Source organism: Bacillus sp. C1, assembly GCF_054570475.1.
In genome coordinates this window covers 818,149-840,519 of the sequence record NZ_JBTMZT010000002.1, presented here as the reverse complement: position 1 = coordinate 840,519, position 22,371 = coordinate 818,149, and the positions used below count along the sequence as shown (strand labels likewise).

Below are 22,371 nucleotides of genomic sequence, written 5' to 3'. Positions count from 1 at the left end.
TCACTTCTATCTAGGAACAGACACTTTATTCTTCCTAATAAAAATGATTTATTTTTTACTACAACATATACATGCTATTCTATATTTACGCTCTCATCTAATTCTTGTAAAAACTTTTCTCTTTTTTGCTGATTTTGAATATACCTATGCTTCAACACTTCTTCTAGCAAAATATTTTGTCTTCTTTTTTCTAAATACAATTTCTTTACCTTCATTCTTACCTCATATAAAAAATCAAGGTACTCTTCATACGCCTCATCGTATTTCACAGCGATATCATCTCGAATTTTTTTCGCAAGTTTTGGGCTAGCACCTCCAGTAGAAACCGCAACGTTGAGCTTTCCTCGATGTATAGTCGCTGGAAAATGAACATTTCCACTTTCTGGATTAGTAATTACATTAACGAGCTGATTAGATGGTGCATCCTTTACAATAGATTCATTTAATTTTGGATCACTTGTAGCAGCTACCACTAGAAACGCTCCTTCAATGTCGCTTTTTTCATATTGTTTCTGAAACCAACGGATCTTCTTAGCCTCTACAAGCCCTACTAGACTTTTATCTAATTCACGGCTGACCACGACTATATCTGCCCCTTCTTGTAGTAAAGGAACTATTTTAAACGCAGCTACTCTGCCACCACCAATGACAACAACGCGTTTCTTTTCAATTCGCAATGTAAGTGGATACACACTCATCTCCCCTTAATATTTCTTCTGTTTTTTGGATTAGCCTTTCTTGAAATACACGATTTTTCCCTAAATAAGGACTTACATATATATTTGAAGAACGGTATCTGTGCACTTCACTTTCAATGTGCTTCATTAATAAACCTGTAAATAATAGATAAGGAAGAACAACAATATTCCCAGGCACTTTTTTGATAACTTCGTCTAGCTTCCCTTCGAATCTAGGCTCCGCCGCAGCTAAATAACAGACTTCTACCTTTCTAACTTTCTCTTTTTGTTCAAATAAAGAAGCGATGCGCCTGATATCTTGCAGCGTTCTAGGATCACTACTTCCCCTTGCAACAAGCAATACAGTTACTTCACTTTCAAAAGCTTTCATACCACTCCCCTCATAAGCAGCTGATACAAGGGATTCTGAAACCCCAAATGGATTTCCGTAAGTAAGTGCAATGTGAGGATATTTATGTTTTATTTTTTTTAATTCATTTGGAATATCTTCTTTCACATGCCCTGCTGCTAATAGAAAAACAGGAACAACAACAATTTCTGTCGCTCCTCTTCTTACACAAGCAGCAAAACCTTCTGAAATAAAAGGTCTCGCCAACTCTAAAAAGCATACCTCTTGAATAGGAGCTGATACACGATTCATACAAGAAGAAATAAATGCTATCGCTTCCTCTTTTGCCTCTTGGAGCCTACTCCCATGGCATATATATAATACAGCTTTCATTTTATAACACTCCGCTTACTGGATACGTAATTTCAGCTTGCTTTTCAAACCAATGAATTTTTTCACGAAAACGAACAACTTCACCAATCACAATCATACTCGGGTTTTGAATCCTCTCATTTTCAGCACGCGTTACAATTGTTCCTAACGTACCTGTAATCGTTCGCTGAGATGATGTAGTTCCCCACTCCACAATAGCAACGGGCGTGTCTTCCTCTTTTCCATGTTTCAAAAGTTGTTCACATATATAAGGAAGATTACTTACCCCCATATATACAGCAAGCGTGTCGACACCTTTCGCTAAGTTTTCCCATCTTACTTCTTCTTCAGCTTCATCTTTTCGATGCCCTGTCACAACAGCAAAACTTGCGCTTACATCCCGATGTGTAACAGGAATACCTGCATACGCTGAAGCAGCAATACCTGCTGTAATACCAGGTACAATTTCAAATGGAATACCATGCTTCGCTAACACTTCCGCTTCCTCCCCACCTCTTCCAAACACAAACGGATCCCCACCTTTTAAACGTGTTACAATTTTCCCCTTTTTCGCATATTTAACAAGAAAAGCATGAATCGTCTCTTGTTTCATTGTGTGATAGTTCGGTAACTTCCCGCAATATATGAGATCTGCATCTGCTGAAGCATAAGAAAGTAATTCTTTATTAACAAGCCGATCATATAAAATGACATCTGCTCGCTCAATGCACTTGACCCCTTTTACAGAAATTAAATCCGGATCCCCCGGTCCTGCTCCAACGATATATACTTTCCCCATCATCTCTCCTCATTTCTACTATAAAGTGAAACTTCCATCCCGATTACGAATGGAAGTTACCATATATTCATTTTGATTTGTTAGCATGTAATCCGCGGTGATGAAAACAAAAGAGGACGTCCACTCATTTCCTTCCTCTATTTCCACTTAACATAAGGCTATTCTATTTATAGCTCCTCCCTTCGCCTAAAAGAAGGATTTTCTATCTATTTTTAATCCTATATTTATCTATCTTTCGTATTACAATGTTTCTTGCTCATGAATAACAAATGCTGCACCTTTTCGAATCTTCTTTTTTTCATGCAGAGAGATTTCCTTCACTTCTGGTAGTGGTAAAAAATACTTCTCTAATTCTACTTCTACAAGTCTAAATGCCTGTTCTTCACTTTCGGCAACAACCACTACAGGAACAACACCATTTGCCAACACTGCTTCAAAACGATACAAATCCATATTGCTCCCTCCTAAGATGCAATCACTTCTTCTAAAATTGTATTTAACACTGATTGTAGATCTTCTACTCCAACGCGTTCTGCAAACTCATAAAAAGTTTCAGCTGGTAGTTTCTGTTCTTTAAAGTATGTTAAAAATGATACAAGAACATTCGGAAGATCTTCTCCATCAATCTTTCCTTTTAATTTTTGATTATAAACACCACCATCTAATAACGTACCGCCTACATAAATTTCAAACGCTTCAACAATCCCTTTTTCTTTTGTTTTCAATTTCACTCCTTGTAATCCGATATCAGCAATCTGTCTTTGGCCACATGAGTTCGGGCATCCCGTCATATGAATACGGACTGGCACATCAAGTACAAGTTGCGTATCTAAATAGTCAGCAATGTTTCGTAACCTTGCTTTCGTTTCTACCAATGCCAAATTACAATACTCAATTCCCGTACAAGAAACTGCATATCCTATGAATGATTTTGGTTTTGCTGAAATCGATTCAAACAATGGTTCTTGTAAAAGTGCCTCAACGTTACCTTTCGGAACATTCGGAATAATAAAGTTTTGCGAGTTACATGTACGAATTTCACCATTTCCATACTGCTTCGCAATTCTAGCAATTTCAAATAACTCCTCAGAATGTAAACGTCCAACAGGTACATTAAAGCCCACATATGATAAATCACCTTGTTTTTGCTTATGAACACCGTAAAAATAACCTGCATTCCATCCTTTTAAAGCATCTTTTCCTTTATCGTGTAAAGGCTCTGTATATGCTAATAGTTTTTCTTTGAATTTTTCGGGACCCCAATCAGCGACTAAAAATTTCAAACGTGCTAAATGCCGCTTTTCACGATATCCGAAGTCACGGAAAACTGTAGCAATTGCAATTGCTACCGACTTCACTTGTTCAGGAAGAACGAATAAATCTAACTCCTGAGCTAAATACGGACGAGCAGATAATCCCCCGCCCACTCGTAAATGAAAGCCTTCCACTGTTTTCCCATCAATTTCTTTTGTAGCCGGAGTAAAGGCAGCGCAGTTAATTTCAGCATTTGCTGCATTATATACATTAGTACTAATTGACATTTTAAACTTTCGAGGCAAATTCGAAAATTCTTCATTATGTTGGAAGAACTCATATACCTCTTTTACAATTGGTGCTGTATCAAATAATTCATCACCATCAATACCAGCGAGAGGGTTCCCAATAATGTTTCTTGTAATATCACCACAGGCTCCAGCTGTTGATAATCCCACTTTTTCTAAGCGGTTAAAAATGTCTGGTATTTGACCAATTTCAAGCCAATGAAATTGAATCGCCTGTCTTGTAGTAATATCAAGAACATCACGACCATAATCTTCTGCAATAGAAGCTAATACTTCAACTTGTTCATTCGTTAAAATACCAGAAGGAATATTTACACGCATCATGAAATACCCTGCTTCTTTTGGACGCTGTAAATATAAACCTGCCCATTTAAAGGAATCCCACTCTTCTTTCGGAATAGAAGCAAACCCATTTTCAGCATAATACGGAATATCTTTAAAAATCTCTAATCCATCTTTTTCTAATTTCTTTTTTTCTGTAGCATTTAACTTTTCATTGTTTGCCCACACTTTTTCACAACTCATTTTTACTCCCCCTGTATAAAGCTACGTTCTTGTAAGTAACTGATAATTTGCGCTGCACATTGTTCAATTGAATACAAATGTGTTTCTACAACTACTTCTGCCCCTACAGGCTCTTCATATGGCGAATCAATACCGGTAAATTGTTTAATATCGCCTTGTCTTGCTTTTTTATAGAGTCCTTTCGGATCACGCTTCTCACATTCTTCTATTGGGCACTTGACAAACACTTCAATAAATTCATCTTTGTCAAGAATATCTCTTACTTGTTGACGATCCACTCGAAACGGAGAAATAAATGCTGTTAGTACAATACCTCCCTGGTCTACAAATAACTTCGCCACTTCACCAATACGACGAATATTTTCTGTCCGATCACTTTCAGAGAATCCTAAATCTTTATTTAAACCGTGACGAATATTATCGCCATCGAGCACGTAATTCCCAATATTTTTTTCAAACAATTTTCTAGCGACCGCATTAGCTACTGTTGATTTTCCAGAAGCAGATAATCCTGTAAACCAGAGCACAAAACTGTGATGGCCGTTTTTCTTTCGTCTTTCTTCTTTTGAAATAGATGCTGTGTGCCAAGTAATATTTCTATTCATCCTCTTTCTCCCCTTATTTCGTAACAACTTCTTTTTGCAAACCACGAATTAATACTTCTATTACTTCTTTACGACTAAATGTACTTGGCGGAATTTCTCCATTTCGTAGCATTTCTCGTACTTTTGTACCTGATAAAATAACGTGGTCTTCCTTACCATGCGGACACGTTTTCGTAGAAGCCATCGCTTCACATTTTGTACAGTAAAAACTATGTTCAAAAAAGAGCGGTGTAATTCCTAACTCCTCTACTGTAAAATACTTAAAAATTTCTTGCGCTTCGTACGTACCATAATAATTACCTACTCCAGCATGATCCCGTCCAACAATGAAGTGTGTACATCCAAAGTTTTTTCTAACTAGCGCGTGAAATATCGCTTCACGTGGTCCTGCATAACGCATTGCTGCTGGAAAAACACTTAAAAAGACACGGTCACTCGGATAATAATTTTTCAAAAGCACTTCGTAACTTTCCATCCGCACATCAGCTGGAATATCATCTGACTTCGTTTCACCAACAAGCGGATTCAAAAACAAGCCGTCTACAATTTCCAGCGCAGATTTTTGAATATATTCATGTGCACGATGAACAGGATTTCTCGTTTGAAAACCCACCACTGTTTTCCAGTCACGTTTTGCAAATTCAGCACGAGTTTCACTTGGATCTAAATGATAAGAAGCAAACTTATCATTTTTAAAACGCTTCACAAGTGTAATCGTTCCTCCCACATAAACATTGGGCCTGTCATATATTTTTTTTACACCTGGATGAGCGGCATCAGTCGTTTTATAAACAAGCAACGCTTCCTTCCCTTTATCTGGTGTGAAGATATCTTCAATTTGAATCACACCATAGGTAACCCCTTCTTTCACAAGCCTGACCTCTTCACCTATTTGAAATTGCTGCGCCTTTTCTTCTGTGATTGGTAGTGTAATAGGTATACTCCATACATCACCGCTTACTAAACGCATTGTTTCTACTACGGATTGATAGTCCTCTTTCTTTAAAAAACCAGTAAGCGGGCTATATCCCCCTACTGCAAGGAGCTCTAAATCACTTAAAGCGATTTTGTCTAATTCAATTTCTTTTGTAATTCTCTTTATTTCATATGTTTCATCAACACGATTTACTAGTGCTTTGCTCATCTTCCTGATCCCCCTCTTTCCATGCATTTAAAATTCATTCAGTCTTTATTGATAATGAAGACCACATTCCGTTTTTGTCTTGCCAGCCCATCGCCCATCCCTTGAGTCCCCCCCTTCGCCTACAGGAAACGTACACTTTTCACAGCCTATACTTGGATACCCAACATCGTGCAGAGGGTTATAAGGTAAATGATGCTTAAATACGTAACGCCACACTTCTTTCCATGTCCAATGAATGAGCGGACAAATTTTAACAGATCGGAAACGATGATCTTGATTTATAAACTTTGTATGCTTACGAGTTTCAGATTGTTCCCTTCTTAACCCCGAAATCCAAGATTTCCCACCCACTAAAGATTCTTCAAGTGGTAAAATCTTCCTTAATTTACAGCAAAGGTTTGGATTATGCTCCCATAACTTATCCCCATGCTCTTTTACTTGTTCTTCCAATGTGAGCGAAGGTTGTTTTTCGATGATTTGAAGATCAGGAAATTTTTCGCGCACCCGTTTAATTAATTCATATGTTTCTTGGAAATGAACGTTTGTATCTAAAAATACAACTTTCGCAGATGGATTTACTTGGTTTATAAGATGCAGTAAAACCATCCCCTCTACACCAAAGCTACACGCATATACAATTTCATCCTCATAATGTTTATAGGCCCACTCTAATACTTGCAACGCTCCTTTTGTTTCATCTTCTTCCGAAAAAGAAACGACATCATCTTGCCACGTTTCATACGTCAACATGTTTTTTCCCCCTGTAACGCAAAAAGACGGTTTTAACCTAATGAATAGATTAAAACCGCCTCTAGTTTTTCTAGTCAGCGCTTTTTACTTTAAGCGTACCTTTTCACTTTTCTCAAGCTGGATCACTTTTCCATCTTGCACAACAATTGTAATCGAACCATATTTCATATCAGCAAGCATCGTTTGAATCTTCTCCGCTACTTCGTCAAAATGTCCACGTACTCCCACGAACAGCCCCCCTTTTTTATTCATAAAAAAAAATCTTTTCCATTTCGAAAAGACTGTTCGGTAATATATTTTACCTTATCTTTCAAAATGGACACCATTTTGCTGGACTTAGCACCTTGCTTCCTATTAAGCAGGTTGCTGAGCTTCGTAGGGCCAGTTCCCTCCGCTTCTCTTGATAAGCTTTGTATTTGTATTTTATCATAATTCTGATTTTTTTCAATCCTAGTTTTCCGATATATTTTGTTTTTTCTTTTAAAGGAGCTACCTATCTCAAGCAACTCCTCTTTATTGACTATACAAGCTCTTTTATACGTATGCGATCGTTCCCAATTATATTGTCATATGTTTCACGCTCAACAACGACTTGCGATGTTCCATCTTTTGCAAATACTACAGCTGGTCTACGAATACGGTTATAATTATTCGCCATAGAATATCCATATGCTCCTGTACAAGAAATTGCTAACAGATCCCCTGAAGCAACTTGCGGTAACTCTATATCCCAAATAAGCATATCTCCACTCTCACAACACTTTCCAGCAATTGAAACAACTTCTTCAGCCGCCGCTTTCCCTCGGTTCGCTAACGTCGCCTCATAACGCGCTCCATATAGAGCTGGTCTTAAATTATCTGTCATTCCTCCATCAACAGACACATATTTACGAATGCCAGGAATCTCTTTTACAGCTCCTACTGTATAAATTGTTGTGCCTGTATCCCCAACGATACTACGCCCTGGTTCAATCCATATTTCAGGGAGAGGATAATGATTTCTTGTAAATTGTTCTCTCACTGCATCTGTTACAGCGTGCACATATGTCTCAAGTGTAAGTGGTGTATCAGCTTCTGTATAGCGAATACCAAAACCACCACCGACGTTTAACACCGTTACAACATAACCGGTCTGTTCTCGTATCTCTTCTAAAAATTTATGCAATACTTCAATCGCTCGAACAAACCCTGCTGTTTCAAAGATTTGTGATCCAATATGCGAATGAATACCTAACACATTATAATTTGATTTCTCTAGCGCGATTTGAATCGCCTGTCTTGCTTGACCTGTAGAAATTCCAAAACCAAATTTCGAATCATCTTGCCCTGTTGTTATATATTCATGTGTATGAGCTTCTACCCCAGGTGTAACCCGAATTAATATATTTACAATTCTTCCATATTGCTCTGCTAAGTCATGTAATATTTCCATTTCAAAGAAATTATCTACAACAAAGCAGCCAATATTCGCCTGAAGCGCCATTACCATCTCTTCTTTTGTTTTATTATTACCATGAAAATGAATACGTGAGGCAGGAAATCCTGCTTGCAAAGCAGTAAATAGTTCTCCTCCAGAAACAACATCTAATGACATCTTTTCCTCACGAGCTACGCGGCACATCTCCATGCACAAGAACGCTTTACTTGCATAAGCTACTTGGTAAGAGAACCCACTTTCACGAAAAGCACGATGAAACGCGCGGCATTTTTCCCGAATAGAAGCCTCATCGTATACATAAAGTGGTGTCCCATATTGCTTAGCTAACTGCGTTGTGTCGCATCCCCCAATTTCTAAGTGTCCTTGCTCATTGATTCGGCTTGTGCCGTGTAAATACATTTGAATTCCTCCCTTATTTCTCCTAAAACTCATAACCCCAATCTTCTATTCATTGCAGCGCGCCCTTAGTTCCCCTTGATTACTAACCTTCAGCAATTAGGCCTTATCGGCATGAATCACCTAACTTCTTACATTTGAAGGGACGGAATCTTATTTTCCATTCACGCAGGGTAAACAAAAAACGCGCGGAACAATGTTCACACGCGTTTCTTATTAGGAATCATGTATCATGAAAAAATAAACGAGTTGTTATCTTCTCAAATAAGAAACCGCATCAACATCTCCAAATAGCTCTCCATAAAATAAAATCTTATGACAGTACTACATTTATTCAATGTAGTCCCAATATATGAATGACGTGGTCAATCTTATATTTCGGCAATAGTCCCTTTCAATCTATGATCACAGATTCCACTAAATCTCCCATAGTTTACTCTTTCCTATCGCGGCCTCTACCTTTGAGAGTAGATGAGGTAAAACTATTTAATTTTCAAACAGCTTATATTGGTATTAACAATACCAAACGAATAAATTCTTTGTCAAACAATTTTTCACATTATTTTTTACAATTTAATTTCGTATCCTTTGGTAAATGCTTTATCTCTATTTTCTTTACAGTCCATTCTCCTTCATCATTATCAAACGTAATTTTTATTTTTTCAAATGGGGGAAGGACTTTCCCACCTATAGCTTCATATTTTGTTACCTCAATTACAGCTTGAAATAAGTATGTACCACTATACATTTTTTTCAAACTAACAATCTTCGGACATTCATACGGTTTTTGTTTCCCATAATGCTTTTGAATCGCTACATTTATTTGTGGAAACAACACAGAATAAAGGGCATCCTCCAATAAAGGTACATCATACCGCTCCGCGAAAACTGTATAGTTTGAAAATAATAAAAAACCGCTACACATGAAACAAAATAACCTTTTCATCATAACCTCCGTATCAAAATGCGATACGGTTATTGTCACCCAACTCCTCTTTTTCTAACCAATCCTTATGAAAACCATCCACAATTCTACTTTATTTTCGTATAATGGTACACATAGTATAATAATTATAAAAATAAAAGACAGTTCATATATAAGAAGAACACTCTTATATATGACTGTCACGTATAGTAAGAGAGGAGTATATTATGCTACAACATTTGTTTCCAAAATTACGATTTGCACTTGTTGCAGTCGTTTTATTATGGATTAAAACATATATTGTGTACAAGCTAGCCTTCGATATTAAAATTGATAGCTTCTTTGAAGAAATGATACTTTTGTTGAACCCCATTGCTTCGTTGCTTTTATTTTTTGGTCTAGCTTTATTAGCATCTAAATATCGAAATCGAATTATTATTGGCATAAGCTTTTTGCTGTCATTTATTTTATTTGGAAATGCGATGTTTTATGGTTTTTATAATGACTTTGTTACATTCCCTGTGCTATTCCAAACAAATAACATGGCTGATTTAGGAACAAGTATTAAAGAACTATTTACGTACAAGACATTACTTCTATTTGCGGATGCCATTATTCTCATATTTATTTCACGTAAGTTCCCAAGCTTTTGTGATAACACGCCGCTATCTCGCTCTGAAAAGCGAAGCTTTTTTAGTAGTGTAACAGCCTTACTAGCATTGCAAATGATCATTTCTGTCATTCATAAACCGCAGTTATTTTCACACTCTTTCGATCGTCAAACGGTTGTGAAAAATCTAGGCCTATACACATATCACCTATTTGACATTACCCTTCAGTCTAAATCGTCTACAGAGCGTGTATTTGCAAGTGGCGACGGTTTTTCTGAAATTAAAAATTATGTAAATTCAAAAGATACACAAGTTGATAAAAATTTATTCGGGATCGCAAAAGGTAAAAATGTCATTTTAATTTCAATGGAATCAACTCAAAATTTTGTTATCAACAAAAAAATAAATGGAGAAGAAATTACTCCATTTTTAAATCAATTTATAAAAGATAGTTATTACTTCGACAACTTTTATCATCAAACTGGACAAGGAAAAACATCCGATGCTGAATTTATTGTAGAAAATTCATTATATCCATTAGACCGCGGCTCTGTATTCTTTACACATGCAAACAATGAATACACCGCAACCCCTGAACAATTAAAGAAATATGGATATTATTCTGCTGTCTTCCATTCCAATGATAAAACCTTTTGGAATCGAGATGTAATGTATCCAGCACTCGGATACGATCGTTATTTTAACCTAAATGATTATACAGGAACAGAACAAATGTCTGTCGGTTGGGGACTAAAAGATAAGGAGTTCTTTGAACAATCGATCTCTAAACTTAAATCTTTACCACAACCGTTTTATACAAAATTTATTACATTAACCAATCACTTCCCATTTCTGTTAAATCCAGAAGATCGATATATTAATGAATATACTTCTGAAAGTGGTGTACTAAATCGTTATTTCCCAACAGTTCGCTATACAGATGAAGCTCTTAAAGTATTTATTAATCGATTAAAAGAAGATGGGCTATATAATAATTCAATTATTATTATTTATGGCGATCATTACGGTATTTCTGAAAACCATAATGCTGCTCTGGCTCAATTTCTCGGGAAAGAATCCATCACACCTTTTGATTCGATGCAGTTACAACGTGTACCACTTATTATTCACATTCCTGGTCAAGAGGGCAAAATGATTTCCAAAGTATCTGGACAAGTTGATATAAAACCAACACTACTCCATTTACTTGGGATCAAAACGAACCAGTCGATTGAATTTGGTACTGATTTATTCACAAAAAATGAGCAATCACTCCTGGTTATGCGTGATGGTAGTTTCGTAACAAACGATTATGCTTATACAAAAAATATGTGTTACAAAAAAAGTACAGGTGAACCTACTGATTCAGCAAATTGCCGGCCCTATATTGAAAAAGCAAAAACAGAATTGGATTATTCCGATAAACTTATTTATGGAGATTTATTAAGGTTTGATCCTAACAATAAATATAAAACAGGAACAATGATAACTAAATTTGAATAATTTTAGAAAAAACCTCAAATAACACCTTGAGGTTTTTTCTATCTTAACTAAAATGCTTTTCATAAATATAATGACTTTATTATATAAATACCAATTTAAAACCCGATATAAAACCTACCCTTTACACAGGATAGAGTATTCGACTATATATAAAAGCTATCAGATCCTTTTTTAGCCCCATGCTGGATGAAAACAAAGATAAAATGGATGTAAGTCACCTTTTGTTCGTGATAAAAGCAACTTGTATACCAAAACATCAAAATGGATTTATATAGTAGTAATCTCCGTACTTCAACTGAAGGCTCCGCAGAAATAAAAAAGTTAGGAGAAGGATACACTACTTCTGAAAACTGGCCTTACTAAACTACATTACTACATACAGTTTCACATTATGAAATCTTTCACAAAATGGGAATTTTTTCGTACGCGGAAAGAAATTTATGGTATGATAAAATGAGTAAACTTTCATACACTAATTAAGAATTCATTACAGAAAGCAAGGGATCAGATTTTGTATAGAGCAGCAATTCCAAACTTATTTACGCTCGGAAATTTATACAGTGGATTTTTATCAATCGGCTATGCATCTTTAGGGTATTATAAATCAGCTGCTATTTTAGTACTAATCGGGATGATGTTAGATAGTCTTGACGGACGGGTTGCTCGTTTACTACGTGTTGATTCACAAATGGGAAAAGAGCTCGATTCATTAGCAGATGTTGTAACATTTGGGGCTGCACCTGCAGTTTTAATGTACTATACTTCCTTTTCTAATTATGGAATTATTGGACTATACATAGCAGGCTTATTCCCTCTATTTGGAGCATATCGCTTAGCAAGATTCAACGTAACGCCTTCCTCTACTTCTATGAAGTATTTCACTGGCGTTCCTATTACTGCAGCAGGAGGACTTGTTGCCTTCTTAACATTGTTTTCACATACCATTCCAAAAATTGTCCTTATTACTGTATTTGTAACGTTTGCATTTTTAATGGTAAGTCGCATCCGTATCCCAAGTTTAAAAGATGTGCCAATTCCACGATACAGTATCATTGTTACACTATTTTTAATTGGTAGTATTTATACAATGTATAAAACAAGTTTTGGTAACATTTCAGTATTTCTATTCGTTGCTATTTCACTTTATATTTTGTTTATGTTATCTCAATTCCTTAGACAAAGACCATCTCATAAAAAACGGGCAAATAAAGAAAAATAAAAGAAATCCTTCCGATCATTCGGAAGGATTTCTTTTATTTTGTAACTACTATTTTTTGTTTCACAGGCGTTAATGGTTCTTCTCCTTCTAATACCGCTAAAATGTTACGCACTGCCATTTCAGCCATAGCATCCCGCGTTTCAAACGTTGCATTTCCAATATGCGGAGTAAGAACAACATTTTTCAGTCCTTTTAATCTTTCTGTAATTTTCGGTTCAAATTCAAATACATCAAGAGCTGCCCCTTCAATTTCATTCGCCTCTAACGCTTGAGCAAGCGCTAATTCATTCATAATTGGGCCACGCGCTGCATTTATAATGTATGATGTTTTCTTCATCATTTTAAATTGTTCTTCATCAATCATATGGTGAAGATTTGGGTTATACGCACAGTTAATCGTAACAAAGTCTGCTGTTTGTAACAATTCTTCTAACGTTACATACGTTGCTTCTAATTCTACTTCTGCCTCTAGCTTACGATTTGGGCCTGTATAAATAATATTCATTCCAAATGCTTGTGCACGTTTGGCAACTGCTTTTCCAATTTCACCAAGACCGATGATTCCAATTGTTTTCCCATACACTTCTCGTCCGAGGAAAAAGAGCGGTGCCCACCCATTAAATCCTAGTGTACGGCATAATGTATCTCCTTCTGGAACTCGTCTTGCAGCTGCTAAAAGAAGAGCAAATGTTAACTCTGCCGTTGCTTCTGTGGAAACTTTCGGTGTATTTGTAACCGCAATCCCTTTTTCATTCGCATACATGTAATCAATATTATCGTAACCCGCACCATAGTTGGCAATAATTTTTAAATTAGGCGCTGCATCAATGACTTCTTTCGTTACCTTTGTAGAAAGTAAACTTAACAGTGCATCTTTACCTTTAACCTGTGTTGCTAATTCTTCAATACTAATTAATCCTTCTTTGTCATACATTTCTATTTCATGATTTTGTAATAACTGTAATCCGATTTCTGGAATATTTCCTGCTACTAATATTTTTGCCATTACGAAGCACCTCTTCTATTAAAAATAGGAATTCCCTATATTACATTGTAAGAAATCTAACTAAAAAAAGCCAAGAAATTTGATTACAGTTCTAAAAAACAATACTTTTTTTCATAAAGTGAAACTTTAATCAACCCTCACCAATCGGGCCTTTACGGGCAACCTGCCCCCCCTTGCTTCTCTCTGAATCTTGAAAGCGGGGATCTTACTGCCCGCAAATAGCCGAATAAGAAAAAGGGAGATACATATCCCCCTTTTTCTTATTCCTCTTCATTAGATTGTTGTCCAAGCTTTGCATCAATCGTTCCTTCTGCTACCGTATCACTAATTTGTTCTTGTACTACAGAATCGACTTCTTCATTCGCTTTGGAAGTATAACTTTGATTCGTCACTTTCATGCTCTGCTTATTATTTTGCTTCGGCATTTATAACCCTCCTTTATCATTCGTTCTTATTTTGAACAAAAAGAAGGGTTTTATCACAAAATCATTTTTTACTTTGAAATCGTTACGGGCTCTTCTTCAAGTAATTGCATCTTCCTCACCCGTTTTTCAAATGTAGCAATATGAGAAATACCATGATTTCGTAATGTTTTCACATTTTCCTGGACATAATTTCCTAAATCATTTGGGTAATGCGCATCTGACGAAAGCGTAATTGGTACTTTATATTTCGTTAATACTTGTAAATAAAGCGGACTTGGACACATCTCCCGAACAGGATAACGATAATATAATCCAGCATTTACTTCCGTTGCTGTATTCGTTTCGATTAACGCCTTAGCAATTCGTTCATAATATGGAATCTGTATATTTTCATCTAATCGATAATTAAATACCTTTATATTATCAAGATGAGCTACAATATCAAATAATTGAGAATGAACTGCTTTTTCGACTGTCGCAAAAAACGTATCATATAATACAGGTAGTTCATGATTTTCAAAATATTCCTGTGTATCTGGGTTATCAAATCCCCAGCCATTAATAAAATGGACAGAACCAATTACGTAATCCCACTCACCTAATGCCAACAATTTTTGTAATTTCTGTTCCCCACCAATAAAATAATCCGCTTCAATCCCTAGACGCAGTGCTACCCCTCTTTTTCGCCAACGTTCCTTTGCCTCTTGGATTGCTTTTGTAAAATCAGAAAGCGATGCTACCCGTACTTGATCTAACCATTCTTTTTGCAAACAGCCGAGGCCTGACTCACTAATGTCTACATATTTTTCATAATACTCCTTCGCTTCATAAAAACGATAGAGATGATCAACAATCCCCACTTCTTTTATTCCTTTTCGCAGTGCTTCTTCTAAATAGAGATCGATCCATTCTACTGTAAATGGTCCGTCCTGTACTCTTTTTTGCAAACGTTCTTGCGTTTTCATCAACCATTCAATCGAATGCCGATCTTCTTTTAACGGTTGATAATATTCTATCGCTTCATTTATTCTCGCCAGCCATCTTATCGAATATGGCCCCTCTTCCAAATGAAGGTGATAATCCACTTTCATTGTCTCTCCCCCTTATAACGTATCAATTTCTTTACGCTCTCCTATTTTTGAAAGTTTTCCTTGTCTTTCTTTCACTTCTTCTAACATATCTTCTAAGGGAATATTTTTTGCAACTAATAAAACAAAGCAGTGATAGATCACATCGACCATTTCTTTTATAAGCTCTTCTTTATTATCATTTTTTGCAGCAATTACAACTTCCGTACACTCTTCCCCAATTTTTTTTAAAATTTTATCTTCACCAGTTGTAAATAAATAATTTGTATATGATTCCGAAATTGGATTTTCTTTACGTTTACCGATGGTTTCATATAAAGACTTCAGTACGTCTTCCATCTCCGTTTCCCCCTATATAATCTTATAATGAAAACATGTTTTTTCTCCTGTATGACAAGCAGGCCCCACCTGCTTTACAACGATAACAATCGAATCTTGATCACAATCTAAAAAAAGAGATTGAACATGTTGCACATGCCCTGACGTTTCTCCTTTATTCCATAAAGCTTGCCGAGAACGTGAATAAAACCATGTTTTCTTCGTTTCTAGCGTTTTTCGATACGCTTCTTCATTCATATATGCTAACATCAATATTTCTTTTGTTCCCTCTTCTACAACAACAGCTGGTAGCAGTCCTTTTGAAAAATCAGGTATCATAATCTCACCTCGATTTTTGCTTCTTGTAACTTTTGCTTCACCTCTTGCACTGTTAACTCACCATAGTGAAAAATAGAGGCCGCTAACGCTGCATTTACTGATGTCCTTTGAAACACTTCTACAATATGTTCAGCGCTTCCACATCCCCCTGATGCAATAACTGGCATAGAAACAGCTTGTGAGATTATTTCTGTCAAATGAAGATCATAACCATTCTTCGTCCCGTCTGCATCCATACTCGTAAGTAAAATTTCTCCCGCCCCTAGCTGTTCTATCCGTTTTGCCCACTCTATAGCATCGATCCCTGTATCAATCCGTCCACCGTTTACATATACGTTCCATCTGTTTTCCTGTACTTTCCTTGCATCAATTGCGACCACAATACATTGCGAACCGAAATGCTCAGCCCCTTCCTCAATCAGCTTTGGATTTCGTACTGCCGACGAGTTACATGAAATTTTATCCGCACCTGCCCTTAGCAATGTATACATGTCTTGAACAGTTGAAATTCCCCCCCCAACTGTAAGGGGAATGAACACTTTTGATGCCGTTTTCTCTACAACATCCACAATCGTCTTTCTTTCCTCATGCGTTGCTGTAATATCTAGAAAAACAATTTCATCCGCGCCTGCTTGATTGTACAAATCAGCTATTTCAACAGGATCTCCCACATCTTGCAATCCTACAAAATTCACACCCTTTACAACACGACCACCTTTTACATCTAAACATGGAATGATTCGCTTTGTTAACATGTCTTCGTCACCTGCAATACTTCTTCTAAATCAATTGTTTTTTCATATAGCGCTTTTCCGATAATAACGCCATATACGTTCATCTCGTTTAGTTTCTTTACATCTTGTAGCGAGCAAATTCCGCCTGATGCAACAATACGAATTGCTACCGCCTTCTGTAATAATTGTAATTGCTCAAAGTTTGGCCCTTCTAACGTACCGTCTTTTGCAATGTCTGTAAAAATGATCGTTTTTACCCCGGCAGTTTCCATTTCCTTCGCGAAATCGATGTAAGAAATTTCAGACATATCTAACCAACCTCTCGTTGCAACGTAACCATTTTTTGCATCAATACCAACGATAATGTTTTCGCCATATAAGCGAACTGCTTCTTCCAGAAAAAGCCGATCATATAATGCTGCTGTTCCTAAAATAACTTTTTCCACTCCTACTGCTAATAATATTTCAATCGTTTCAAGAGAACGCACTCCACCTCCCACCTGAACTGGAATTCGAATTGCTTTACATATGTCTTCAATTACAGATAAATTTACAGATCGTCCAGCAACCGCTCCATCTAAATCGACAATATGTAATCTTCTTGCTCCTAGTTTTTCAAACAATAACGCTTGTGCAACTGGATTTTCATTCATAACTGTTTCCTTTTGAAATTCTCCTTGATACAGCCTTACGCATCGTCCTTGCTTTAAATCGATTGCTGGGAAGACTTCCATGACTCTACCACTCCTTTAAAATTTCTTAATATTCGAATCCCAATATCTCCACTTTTTTCAGGGTGAAACTGCGCTCCGAAAACATTTCCTTTCGCAACAAATCCTGGAATATTAACTTCATAGTCACTACTACCGTATACAATCTCACTTGGACAATCTGCATAATAAGAATGAACGTAATACACAAATGAACCATCTTCTACTTCATTCCATAACTCAAATTCCCGCTTCTTCTTTAATTGATTCCAGCCCATATGCGGTATTTTATAAGGAACTTTCAGCTTTCGAATTATTCCTGGTAACAAACTTAACCCTTTTGTTCTCTTTATTTCTTCACTTTCTTCAAATAAAAGTTGCATCCCTAAACAAATTCCAAGGAGTGGTTTTTCTTGTAATTCAATTTCTTTAATCACCGAAACAAGGCCTTTTTTCTGCAAGGCAATCATTGCTTTTTGAAAAGCTCCAACTCCTGGTAAAATCACACCGTCACTTTGTAATATCCTCTGCTTATTATCAGTTACAATATGCTTAGCCCCAATACGAGTTAACGCTTGTTCCACACTGCGAATATTCCCCATCCCGTAATCAACAATCGCAATCAATTACAACAGTCCTTTCGTAGAGTTTACACCAACAATTTTGTCATTTTTGTCTACCGCTTCACGCAGTGCGCGGCCAAAAGCTTTAAATAACGATTCAATTTTGTGATGCGTATTACTTCCATATAAAATACGGGCATGTAGTGTTACATTCGCTGCATGGGCAAACGCTCTAAAAAACTCCTCTGTCAGTTCAGTATCAAAATCTCCTAACTTAGGGTTTTTCAATTCCCCTTGATATACAAGATACGATCTTCCACTTATATCAATCGCTACAAATCCTAACGCTTCATCCATTGGTACATATGCTGCCCCATAGCGATTCATACCTTCTTTATTTTGCAATGCTTCTTTCAAACAACTTCCAAGCACAATCCCAACATCTTCAACAGTATGGTGAGCATCGACAAACACATCACCTTCTGCTTCAACTTGCAACCCAAAGCGGCCATGCTTTGCGAACAAAGTTAGCATATGGTCAAAGAATCCAATCCCTGTTTGAATAGAAACATTTTTACTTTCATCTAATTGTAAGCAAAGTTTAATTTTCGTTTCTGCTGTTTCCCGCACTTGACTTGCCTTGCGCATTATTTCTCCTCCTCAAACCGAATTTGAATTGCTCTTGCATGCGCGTGTAGCCCTTCTTTATCCGCAAGTGTTGTAATATGATGTTGAACGCTTTGCAATGCTTCTTTCGTATACGATACAAAGCTCGATTTTTTCACAAAATCATCAACGGATAACGGTGAAAAAAAACGGGCTGTTCCACTTGTCGGCAATACATGATTGGGACCTGCTAAATAATCTCCTAACGGCTCAGGTGCATAAGGACCAACAAAAATTGAACCCGCATGCTTAATATAAGCTAAGGCCGTCATCGGTTCATGTATGTGTAACTCTACATGCTCGGGTGCTATCTCATTTGATAATTGAAAGGCCTGTTCTAGCGAAGAAACAACGAGAATGGCTCCATTTCTTTTTATTGATTCACGGGCTATTTCACTTCTTGGCAATGTTTGAAGTTGCACTTCTATTTCACTTTCTATTTCTTTACCTAGTTCGGCACAAGTGGTAATACAAATCGCTGTAGCTCTCACGTCATGCTCAGCTTGAGATAATAGGTCTGCTGCGATAAAAGATGCCCTTCCAGTTTTATCAGCAATTACAACGATTTCAGATGGTCCAGCGATCATATCAATATGAACCGCCCCAAATACCTCCCGCTTCGCAAAAGCTACATATATATTTCCAGGCCCGACAATTTTATCAACTTTCGGAATCGATTCCGTCCCATATGCTAATGCTGCTATCGCTTGTGCCCCGCCTACTGTATAAATTTCATCTACACCAGCAGTTTCAGCAGCTACTAAAATATGCGGATCTATTCTTCCTTTTCCTGGCGGAGTTACCATAACAATTTTCTGAACACCAGCAATTTTGGCAGGTAATACATTCATAAGTACTGATGACGGATAGGATGCAGTTCCTCCTGGTACGTATACTCCAATAGTTTCAAGTGGTCGAATGAGCTGTCCCCTAATAATCCCTTGTTTTTCACAGTCAAAGAAGGATTGTTTGTTTTGCTTTTCATGATAAGATAGAATATTTTTTTTTGCTTCTTGCAAAGCTTCTATAAATGAACTATCCACATATTTTTTTGCGTTTTCTATTTCTTCTTTTGTAACATGAAATTGTTGTAGTCTCCTTCCATCAAAAGTTTCTGTATAAGAAAATAGTGCCTCATCTTTTCTTTCTCTCACCTGTTCAACTATTTCTCTTACACGTAGCTGCACAGTTTCTTCTATTATATTAGCCTGTTTTCTTAACTGTTTTATTCTCTTCAACGCTTCCGCATAGTCTTCATATATTATCTCCATTACAATCCCCCATTTTTATTTATCTGAAGTAGTTGCCCACTCCATCCTATTGATAATATGAAATATTTCGTCTTTTCTTGTTTTTAAAGCAGCTTTATTTACAATCATACGGGCGGATATGGAATACATTTCTTCAAAAACAATCAAGCCATTTTCTTGTAATGTTTTCCCTGTCTCGACAATATCAACAATTGCATCTGCTAGCCCAAGGAGCGGAGCGATTTCTACAGATCCTTCTATTTTAATAATTTCTACATCTTCTCCCTTATCACGAAAATAATTGGAAGTAATGTGCGGATATTTTGTAGCAATTCTCTTTTTCCGATAACCTTTCGGGTTATACGCCGGAATAGAAGCAACACAAAACTTACAACAACCTACTTTTAAATCAACCATCTCATATATATCTTTCTCATACTCCATTAAAATATCTTTTCCAACAATACCAATGTCTGCAACACCATGTTCTACATAAGTTGCAACATCTACCGCTTTCACTAAAATAAAAGAAACATTCCTACTAGCACTTTGAAATACAAGCTTCCTTCCTTTATCCATCAACTCTGAACAATCAATTCCACTTTTTTCAAGTAGTGGAATGACATGTTTCTCAAGCCGCCCCTTTGTTAATGCAATTTGAATGTTGCGCATGAAGTTTCCCCTTCTTTCTGTATCACCCATTTATCTTTCCAGGCATATTCCACTACTGCTTTTTCGGTCGCTTCAATTACTTTTATAATTCCATTCTTCTTTGCAAACTGAAATGTATCTTGTAAACTCTCAAACATAGATAACTCCACTTTCCATCCGTCTTTTTGGAGTAAACCACATAGTCTTTCTGCTTCGACTATCATATCCAAAGAATAATGAATAATCATATCTAATTTTTTTCGTTTGAACGTTTTTTGCTGTTCTTGTAATATCCGTACAATTTGATTTACTTGTACAGCTAACCCAACTGCTGGCATTGGTCCCCTAAAATTACTAAGCAATTCATCATATCTTCCGCCACGAACAATTTCTTCTCCCACATCGTATACATAACCTCTAAAAATAACTCCAGTATAATAATACAAATGTTGAATCATCCCAAGATCAATCGATATATACGATCCATATCCTAATTTCTCCATCGTTTTATAGATTTCTTTTACTCGTAATATCGCTTGCTTCATCTCATGATTGGAAGCAAGCTTTTCTGCTTCTTCAATTACTTCAAGCTTTCCAAATAATCTTGGTAACTTTTCGAGTAACTGTACAGTTTCATCACTTCGATCTAATTTCTTTTCTTGCAAAAAACGGGATAGCTCCGCAACATTTTTACTTTCAATATACGTACGTAAGAGCGACTCCTCTTCTTCTCCAAATGACAGCTTTTTAACAATACACTTGTATAACTGAACTTGCCCTAATTCTATTGTAAAAGACTGAATCCCTACCGCTTGAAGAGCATGAATTACACTTACGATACATTCTATTTCAGCACGTATATTATCAATCCCAATAATTTCAATCCCCGTTTGAATGATTTCATTATATTTCCCAGATAGTGATTCGTTTGCCCGAAATACATTTCCACTATACGTTAGTTTCAAAGCTGAATCTTCTCGAAGCGCTCCCACTACTCTTGCTAGAGGAATTGTCATATCCGGCCTTAAAACGATAATCCGGCCTTGTTGATCAAAAAACCTATACATTTTTTCTTCATCTATCGGTCTATTACGAAAAGCAAAAACATCATAAAATTCAATTGTAGGTGTTCGAATTTCTTCATAACCTCTCTCTAAAAAAGTCCGTCGTAACTTTTGTTCAACTTCTTCCATTAATGTACACTCTTCAAATATATAATCTCTTGTTCCATCTGGATTTGCTCGTTTCCATTTTGTCATATTGCTTCACACTCCTTTCGGTTCTAATCAGTGAACTTCCCTCTTTTAGTGTATGCCCACCATAGCAATCACGATCAAAAAAAAGAGCCTTGTAGAAAAAATACCTACAAGGCTCTTTCATAGCGTGTAGGTACAACGGGAATACCCCTTGTACCTACACGTTGTTCACGCTAGGTTCAAGGGTTTATGTATGATGATGTAATTGTGTAAATATATTAATAGACTGTGATGTAAACATTATCCTTACTCCCTTTCTCCTCTTATTTTCACATAGTATATAACGGAAAATTCAGAATGTAAACACTTTTTAAGCCTTATATACATAAAATACACGTTGTTATGAAAAAAGTACCTTGCATACTTTCACTTAACACGAGGCAACCTAAGTGCTTCCTTTCACGACCTCAGAATCTCATTTGAATGTATATAAATCCAATTTGATTTTCTAACAGATACATTATGGTTATGAAGAACAAGCAGAAATCTT

General features: G+C 36.5%; 25 protein-coding genes and 2 riboswitches. Of the genes, 2 read left to right on the top strand and 23 right to left on the bottom strand.

The features are described 5' to 3' along the window. Positions 1-74: 74 nt before the first annotated feature. The 11 genes from ACX5JI_RS10830 to ACX5JI_RS10780 form a co-directional block, all read right to left on the bottom strand. Positions 75-692 carry an NAD(P)-binding protein gene (locus tag ACX5JI_RS10830; protein ID WP_459501030.1) on the bottom strand — a complete coding sequence of 206 codons (618 nt, stop codon included), beginning with the start codon at positions 690-692 and terminating at the stop codon, positions 75-77. Beyond that, a complete protein-coding gene (locus ACX5JI_RS10825; protein ID WP_459501029.1) occupies positions 667-1,419 on the bottom strand; it encodes a sirohydrochlorin chelatase in 753 nt (250 codons plus the stop codon). Before ACX5JI_RS10825 ends, ACX5JI_RS10830 begins: the two co-directional genes overlap by 26 nt. Position 1,420: 1 nt before the next feature. Then, positions 1,421-2,197 carry a uroporphyrinogen-III C-methyltransferase gene (cobA, locus tag ACX5JI_RS10820; RefSeq protein ID WP_459501028.1) on the bottom strand — a complete coding sequence of 259 codons (777 nt, stop codon included), beginning with the start codon at positions 2,195-2,197 and terminating at the stop codon, positions 1,421-1,423. Positions 2,198-2,437: 240 nt separating this feature from the next. Continuing rightward, the gene (locus ACX5JI_RS10815; RefSeq protein ID WP_459501027.1) at positions 2,438-2,650 is read right to left on the bottom strand and encodes a DUF3906 family protein; all 213 of its coding nucleotides are present in this window, start codon (positions 2,648-2,650) and stop codon (positions 2,438-2,440) included. Positions 2,651-2,661: 11 nt separating this feature from the next. Continuing rightward, the gene (locus ACX5JI_RS10810; protein ID WP_459501026.1) at positions 2,662-4,284 is read right to left on the bottom strand and encodes a nitrite/sulfite reductase; all 1,623 of its coding nucleotides are present in this window, start codon (positions 4,282-4,284) and stop codon (positions 2,662-2,664) included. A gap of 2 nt (positions 4,285-4,286) precedes the next feature. Further along, a complete protein-coding gene (cysC, locus tag ACX5JI_RS10805; RefSeq protein ID WP_459501025.1) occupies positions 4,287-4,889 on the bottom strand; it encodes an adenylyl-sulfate kinase in 603 nt (200 codons plus the stop codon). 13 nt (positions 4,890-4,902) lie between these two features. Beyond that, positions 4,903-6,033 (bottom strand): sulfate adenylyltransferase, encoded by a 1,131-nt coding sequence (sat, locus tag ACX5JI_RS10800; protein WP_459501024.1) that lies wholly within the window; start codon positions 6,031-6,033, stop codon positions 4,903-4,905. A 45-nt stretch (positions 6,034-6,078) separates the two neighbouring features. Beyond that, the gene (locus tag ACX5JI_RS10795) at positions 6,079-6,783 is read right to left on the bottom strand and encodes a phosphoadenylyl-sulfate reductase (protein ID WP_459501023.1); all 705 of its coding nucleotides are present in this window, start codon (positions 6,781-6,783) and stop codon (positions 6,079-6,081) included. Positions 6,784-6,867: 84 nt separating this feature from the next. Continuing rightward, complete coding sequence (locus ACX5JI_RS10790; protein ID WP_003196202.1) at positions 6,868-7,011, bottom strand: YezD family protein; 144 nt, start codon at positions 7,009-7,011, stop codon at positions 6,868-6,870. 72 nt (positions 7,012-7,083) lie between these two features. Continuing rightward, positions 7,084-7,193: riboswitch (SAM riboswitch) on the bottom strand. 110 nt (positions 7,194-7,303) lie between these two features. Further along, positions 7,304-8,620 carry a diaminopimelate decarboxylase gene (gene lysA, locus ACX5JI_RS10785; RefSeq protein ID WP_459501022.1) on the bottom strand — a complete coding sequence of 439 codons (1,317 nt, stop codon included), beginning with the start codon at positions 8,618-8,620 and terminating at the stop codon, positions 7,304-7,306. Between the two features lie 280 nt (positions 8,621-8,900). Further along, positions 8,901-9,083: riboswitch (Lysine riboswitch) on the bottom strand. Between the two features lie 93 nt (positions 9,084-9,176). Then, positions 9,177-9,563 carry a DUF3888 domain-containing protein gene (locus ACX5JI_RS10780; RefSeq protein WP_459501075.1) on the bottom strand — a complete coding sequence of 129 codons (387 nt, stop codon included), beginning with the start codon at positions 9,561-9,563 and terminating at the stop codon, positions 9,177-9,179. A gap of 206 nt (positions 9,564-9,769) precedes the next feature. Between ACX5JI_RS10780 and ACX5JI_RS10775 the strand changes: the two genes are divergently transcribed. Next, entirely contained in the window at positions 9,770-11,656 is a 1,887-nt protein-coding gene (locus ACX5JI_RS10775) for an LTA synthase family protein (protein WP_459501021.1), read from the top strand. A 511-nt stretch (positions 11,657-12,167) separates the two neighbouring features. Beyond that, the gene (gene pssA, locus ACX5JI_RS10770) at positions 12,168-12,875 is read left to right on the top strand and encodes a CDP-diacylglycerol--serine O-phosphatidyltransferase (protein ID WP_459501020.1); all 708 of its coding nucleotides are present in this window, start codon (positions 12,168-12,170) and stop codon (positions 12,873-12,875) included. Between the two features lie 34 nt (positions 12,876-12,909). Here pssA and ACX5JI_RS10765 read toward each other — a convergent pair whose 3' ends face one another. From ACX5JI_RS10765 to hisZ, 12 genes are all read right to left on the bottom strand, one after another. Beyond that, on the bottom strand, positions 12,910-13,881 hold the full coding sequence (locus ACX5JI_RS10765; RefSeq protein WP_459501019.1) for an NAD(P)-dependent oxidoreductase: 972 nt from the start codon (positions 13,879-13,881) through the stop codon (positions 12,910-12,912). A gap of 260 nt (positions 13,882-14,141) precedes the next feature. After that, positions 14,142-14,306: a DUF4025 domain-containing protein gene (locus ACX5JI_RS10760; protein WP_459501018.1), complete on the bottom strand. Its 165-nt coding sequence runs from the start codon at positions 14,304-14,306 to the stop codon at positions 14,142-14,144. A gap of 68 nt (positions 14,307-14,374) precedes the next feature. Next, positions 14,375-15,397 carry a histidinol phosphate phosphatase domain-containing protein gene (locus tag ACX5JI_RS10755; protein WP_459501017.1) on the bottom strand — a complete coding sequence of 341 codons (1,023 nt, stop codon included), beginning with the start codon at positions 15,395-15,397 and terminating at the stop codon, positions 14,375-14,377. A gap of 12 nt (positions 15,398-15,409) precedes the next feature. Beyond that, the gene (hisE, locus tag ACX5JI_RS10750; RefSeq protein ID WP_459501016.1) at positions 15,410-15,733 is read right to left on the bottom strand and encodes a phosphoribosyl-ATP diphosphatase; all 324 of its coding nucleotides are present in this window, start codon (positions 15,731-15,733) and stop codon (positions 15,410-15,412) included. Positions 15,734-15,745: 12 nt separating this feature from the next. Then, complete coding sequence (gene hisI / locus ACX5JI_RS10745) at positions 15,746-16,051, bottom strand: phosphoribosyl-AMP cyclohydrolase (RefSeq protein ID WP_459501015.1); 306 nt, start codon at positions 16,049-16,051, stop codon at positions 15,746-15,748. Further along, positions 16,048-16,806 carry an imidazole glycerol phosphate synthase subunit HisF gene (gene hisF / locus ACX5JI_RS10740; protein WP_459501014.1) on the bottom strand — a complete coding sequence of 253 codons (759 nt, stop codon included), beginning with the start codon at positions 16,804-16,806 and terminating at the stop codon, positions 16,048-16,050. The genes hisI and hisF overlap by 4 nt, the downstream gene beginning before the upstream one ends. Further along, the gene (hisA, locus tag ACX5JI_RS10735; RefSeq protein ID WP_459501013.1) at positions 16,800-17,519 is read right to left on the bottom strand and encodes a 1-(5-phosphoribosyl)-5-[(5-phosphoribosylamino)methylideneamino]imidazole-4-carboxamide isomerase; all 720 of its coding nucleotides are present in this window, start codon (positions 17,517-17,519) and stop codon (positions 16,800-16,802) included. The genes hisF and hisA overlap by 7 nt, the downstream gene beginning before the upstream one ends. After that, on the bottom strand, positions 17,492-18,121 hold the full coding sequence (gene hisH, locus ACX5JI_RS10730) for an imidazole glycerol phosphate synthase subunit HisH (RefSeq protein WP_459501012.1): 630 nt from the start codon (positions 18,119-18,121) through the stop codon (positions 17,492-17,494). Before hisH ends, hisA begins: the two co-directional genes overlap by 28 nt. Beyond that, positions 18,122-18,706: an imidazoleglycerol-phosphate dehydratase HisB gene (hisB, locus tag ACX5JI_RS10725; protein ID WP_459501011.1), complete on the bottom strand. Its 585-nt coding sequence runs from the start codon at positions 18,704-18,706 to the stop codon at positions 18,122-18,124. Continuing rightward, entirely contained in the window at positions 18,706-19,995 is a 1,290-nt protein-coding gene (gene hisD / locus ACX5JI_RS10720; protein WP_459501010.1) for a histidinol dehydrogenase, read from the bottom strand. Before hisD ends, hisB begins: the two co-directional genes overlap by 1 nt. A gap of 15 nt (positions 19,996-20,010) precedes the next feature. Beyond that, complete coding sequence (gene hisG / locus ACX5JI_RS10715) at positions 20,011-20,646, bottom strand: ATP phosphoribosyltransferase (protein WP_459501009.1); 636 nt, start codon at positions 20,644-20,646, stop codon at positions 20,011-20,013. Beyond that, positions 20,622-21,884 carry an ATP phosphoribosyltransferase regulatory subunit gene (gene hisZ, locus ACX5JI_RS10710; RefSeq protein WP_459501008.1) on the bottom strand — a complete coding sequence of 421 codons (1,263 nt, stop codon included), beginning with the start codon at positions 21,882-21,884 and terminating at the stop codon, positions 20,622-20,624. Before hisZ ends, hisG begins: the two co-directional genes overlap by 25 nt. Between the last annotated feature and the right edge of the window lie 487 nt (positions 21,885-22,371).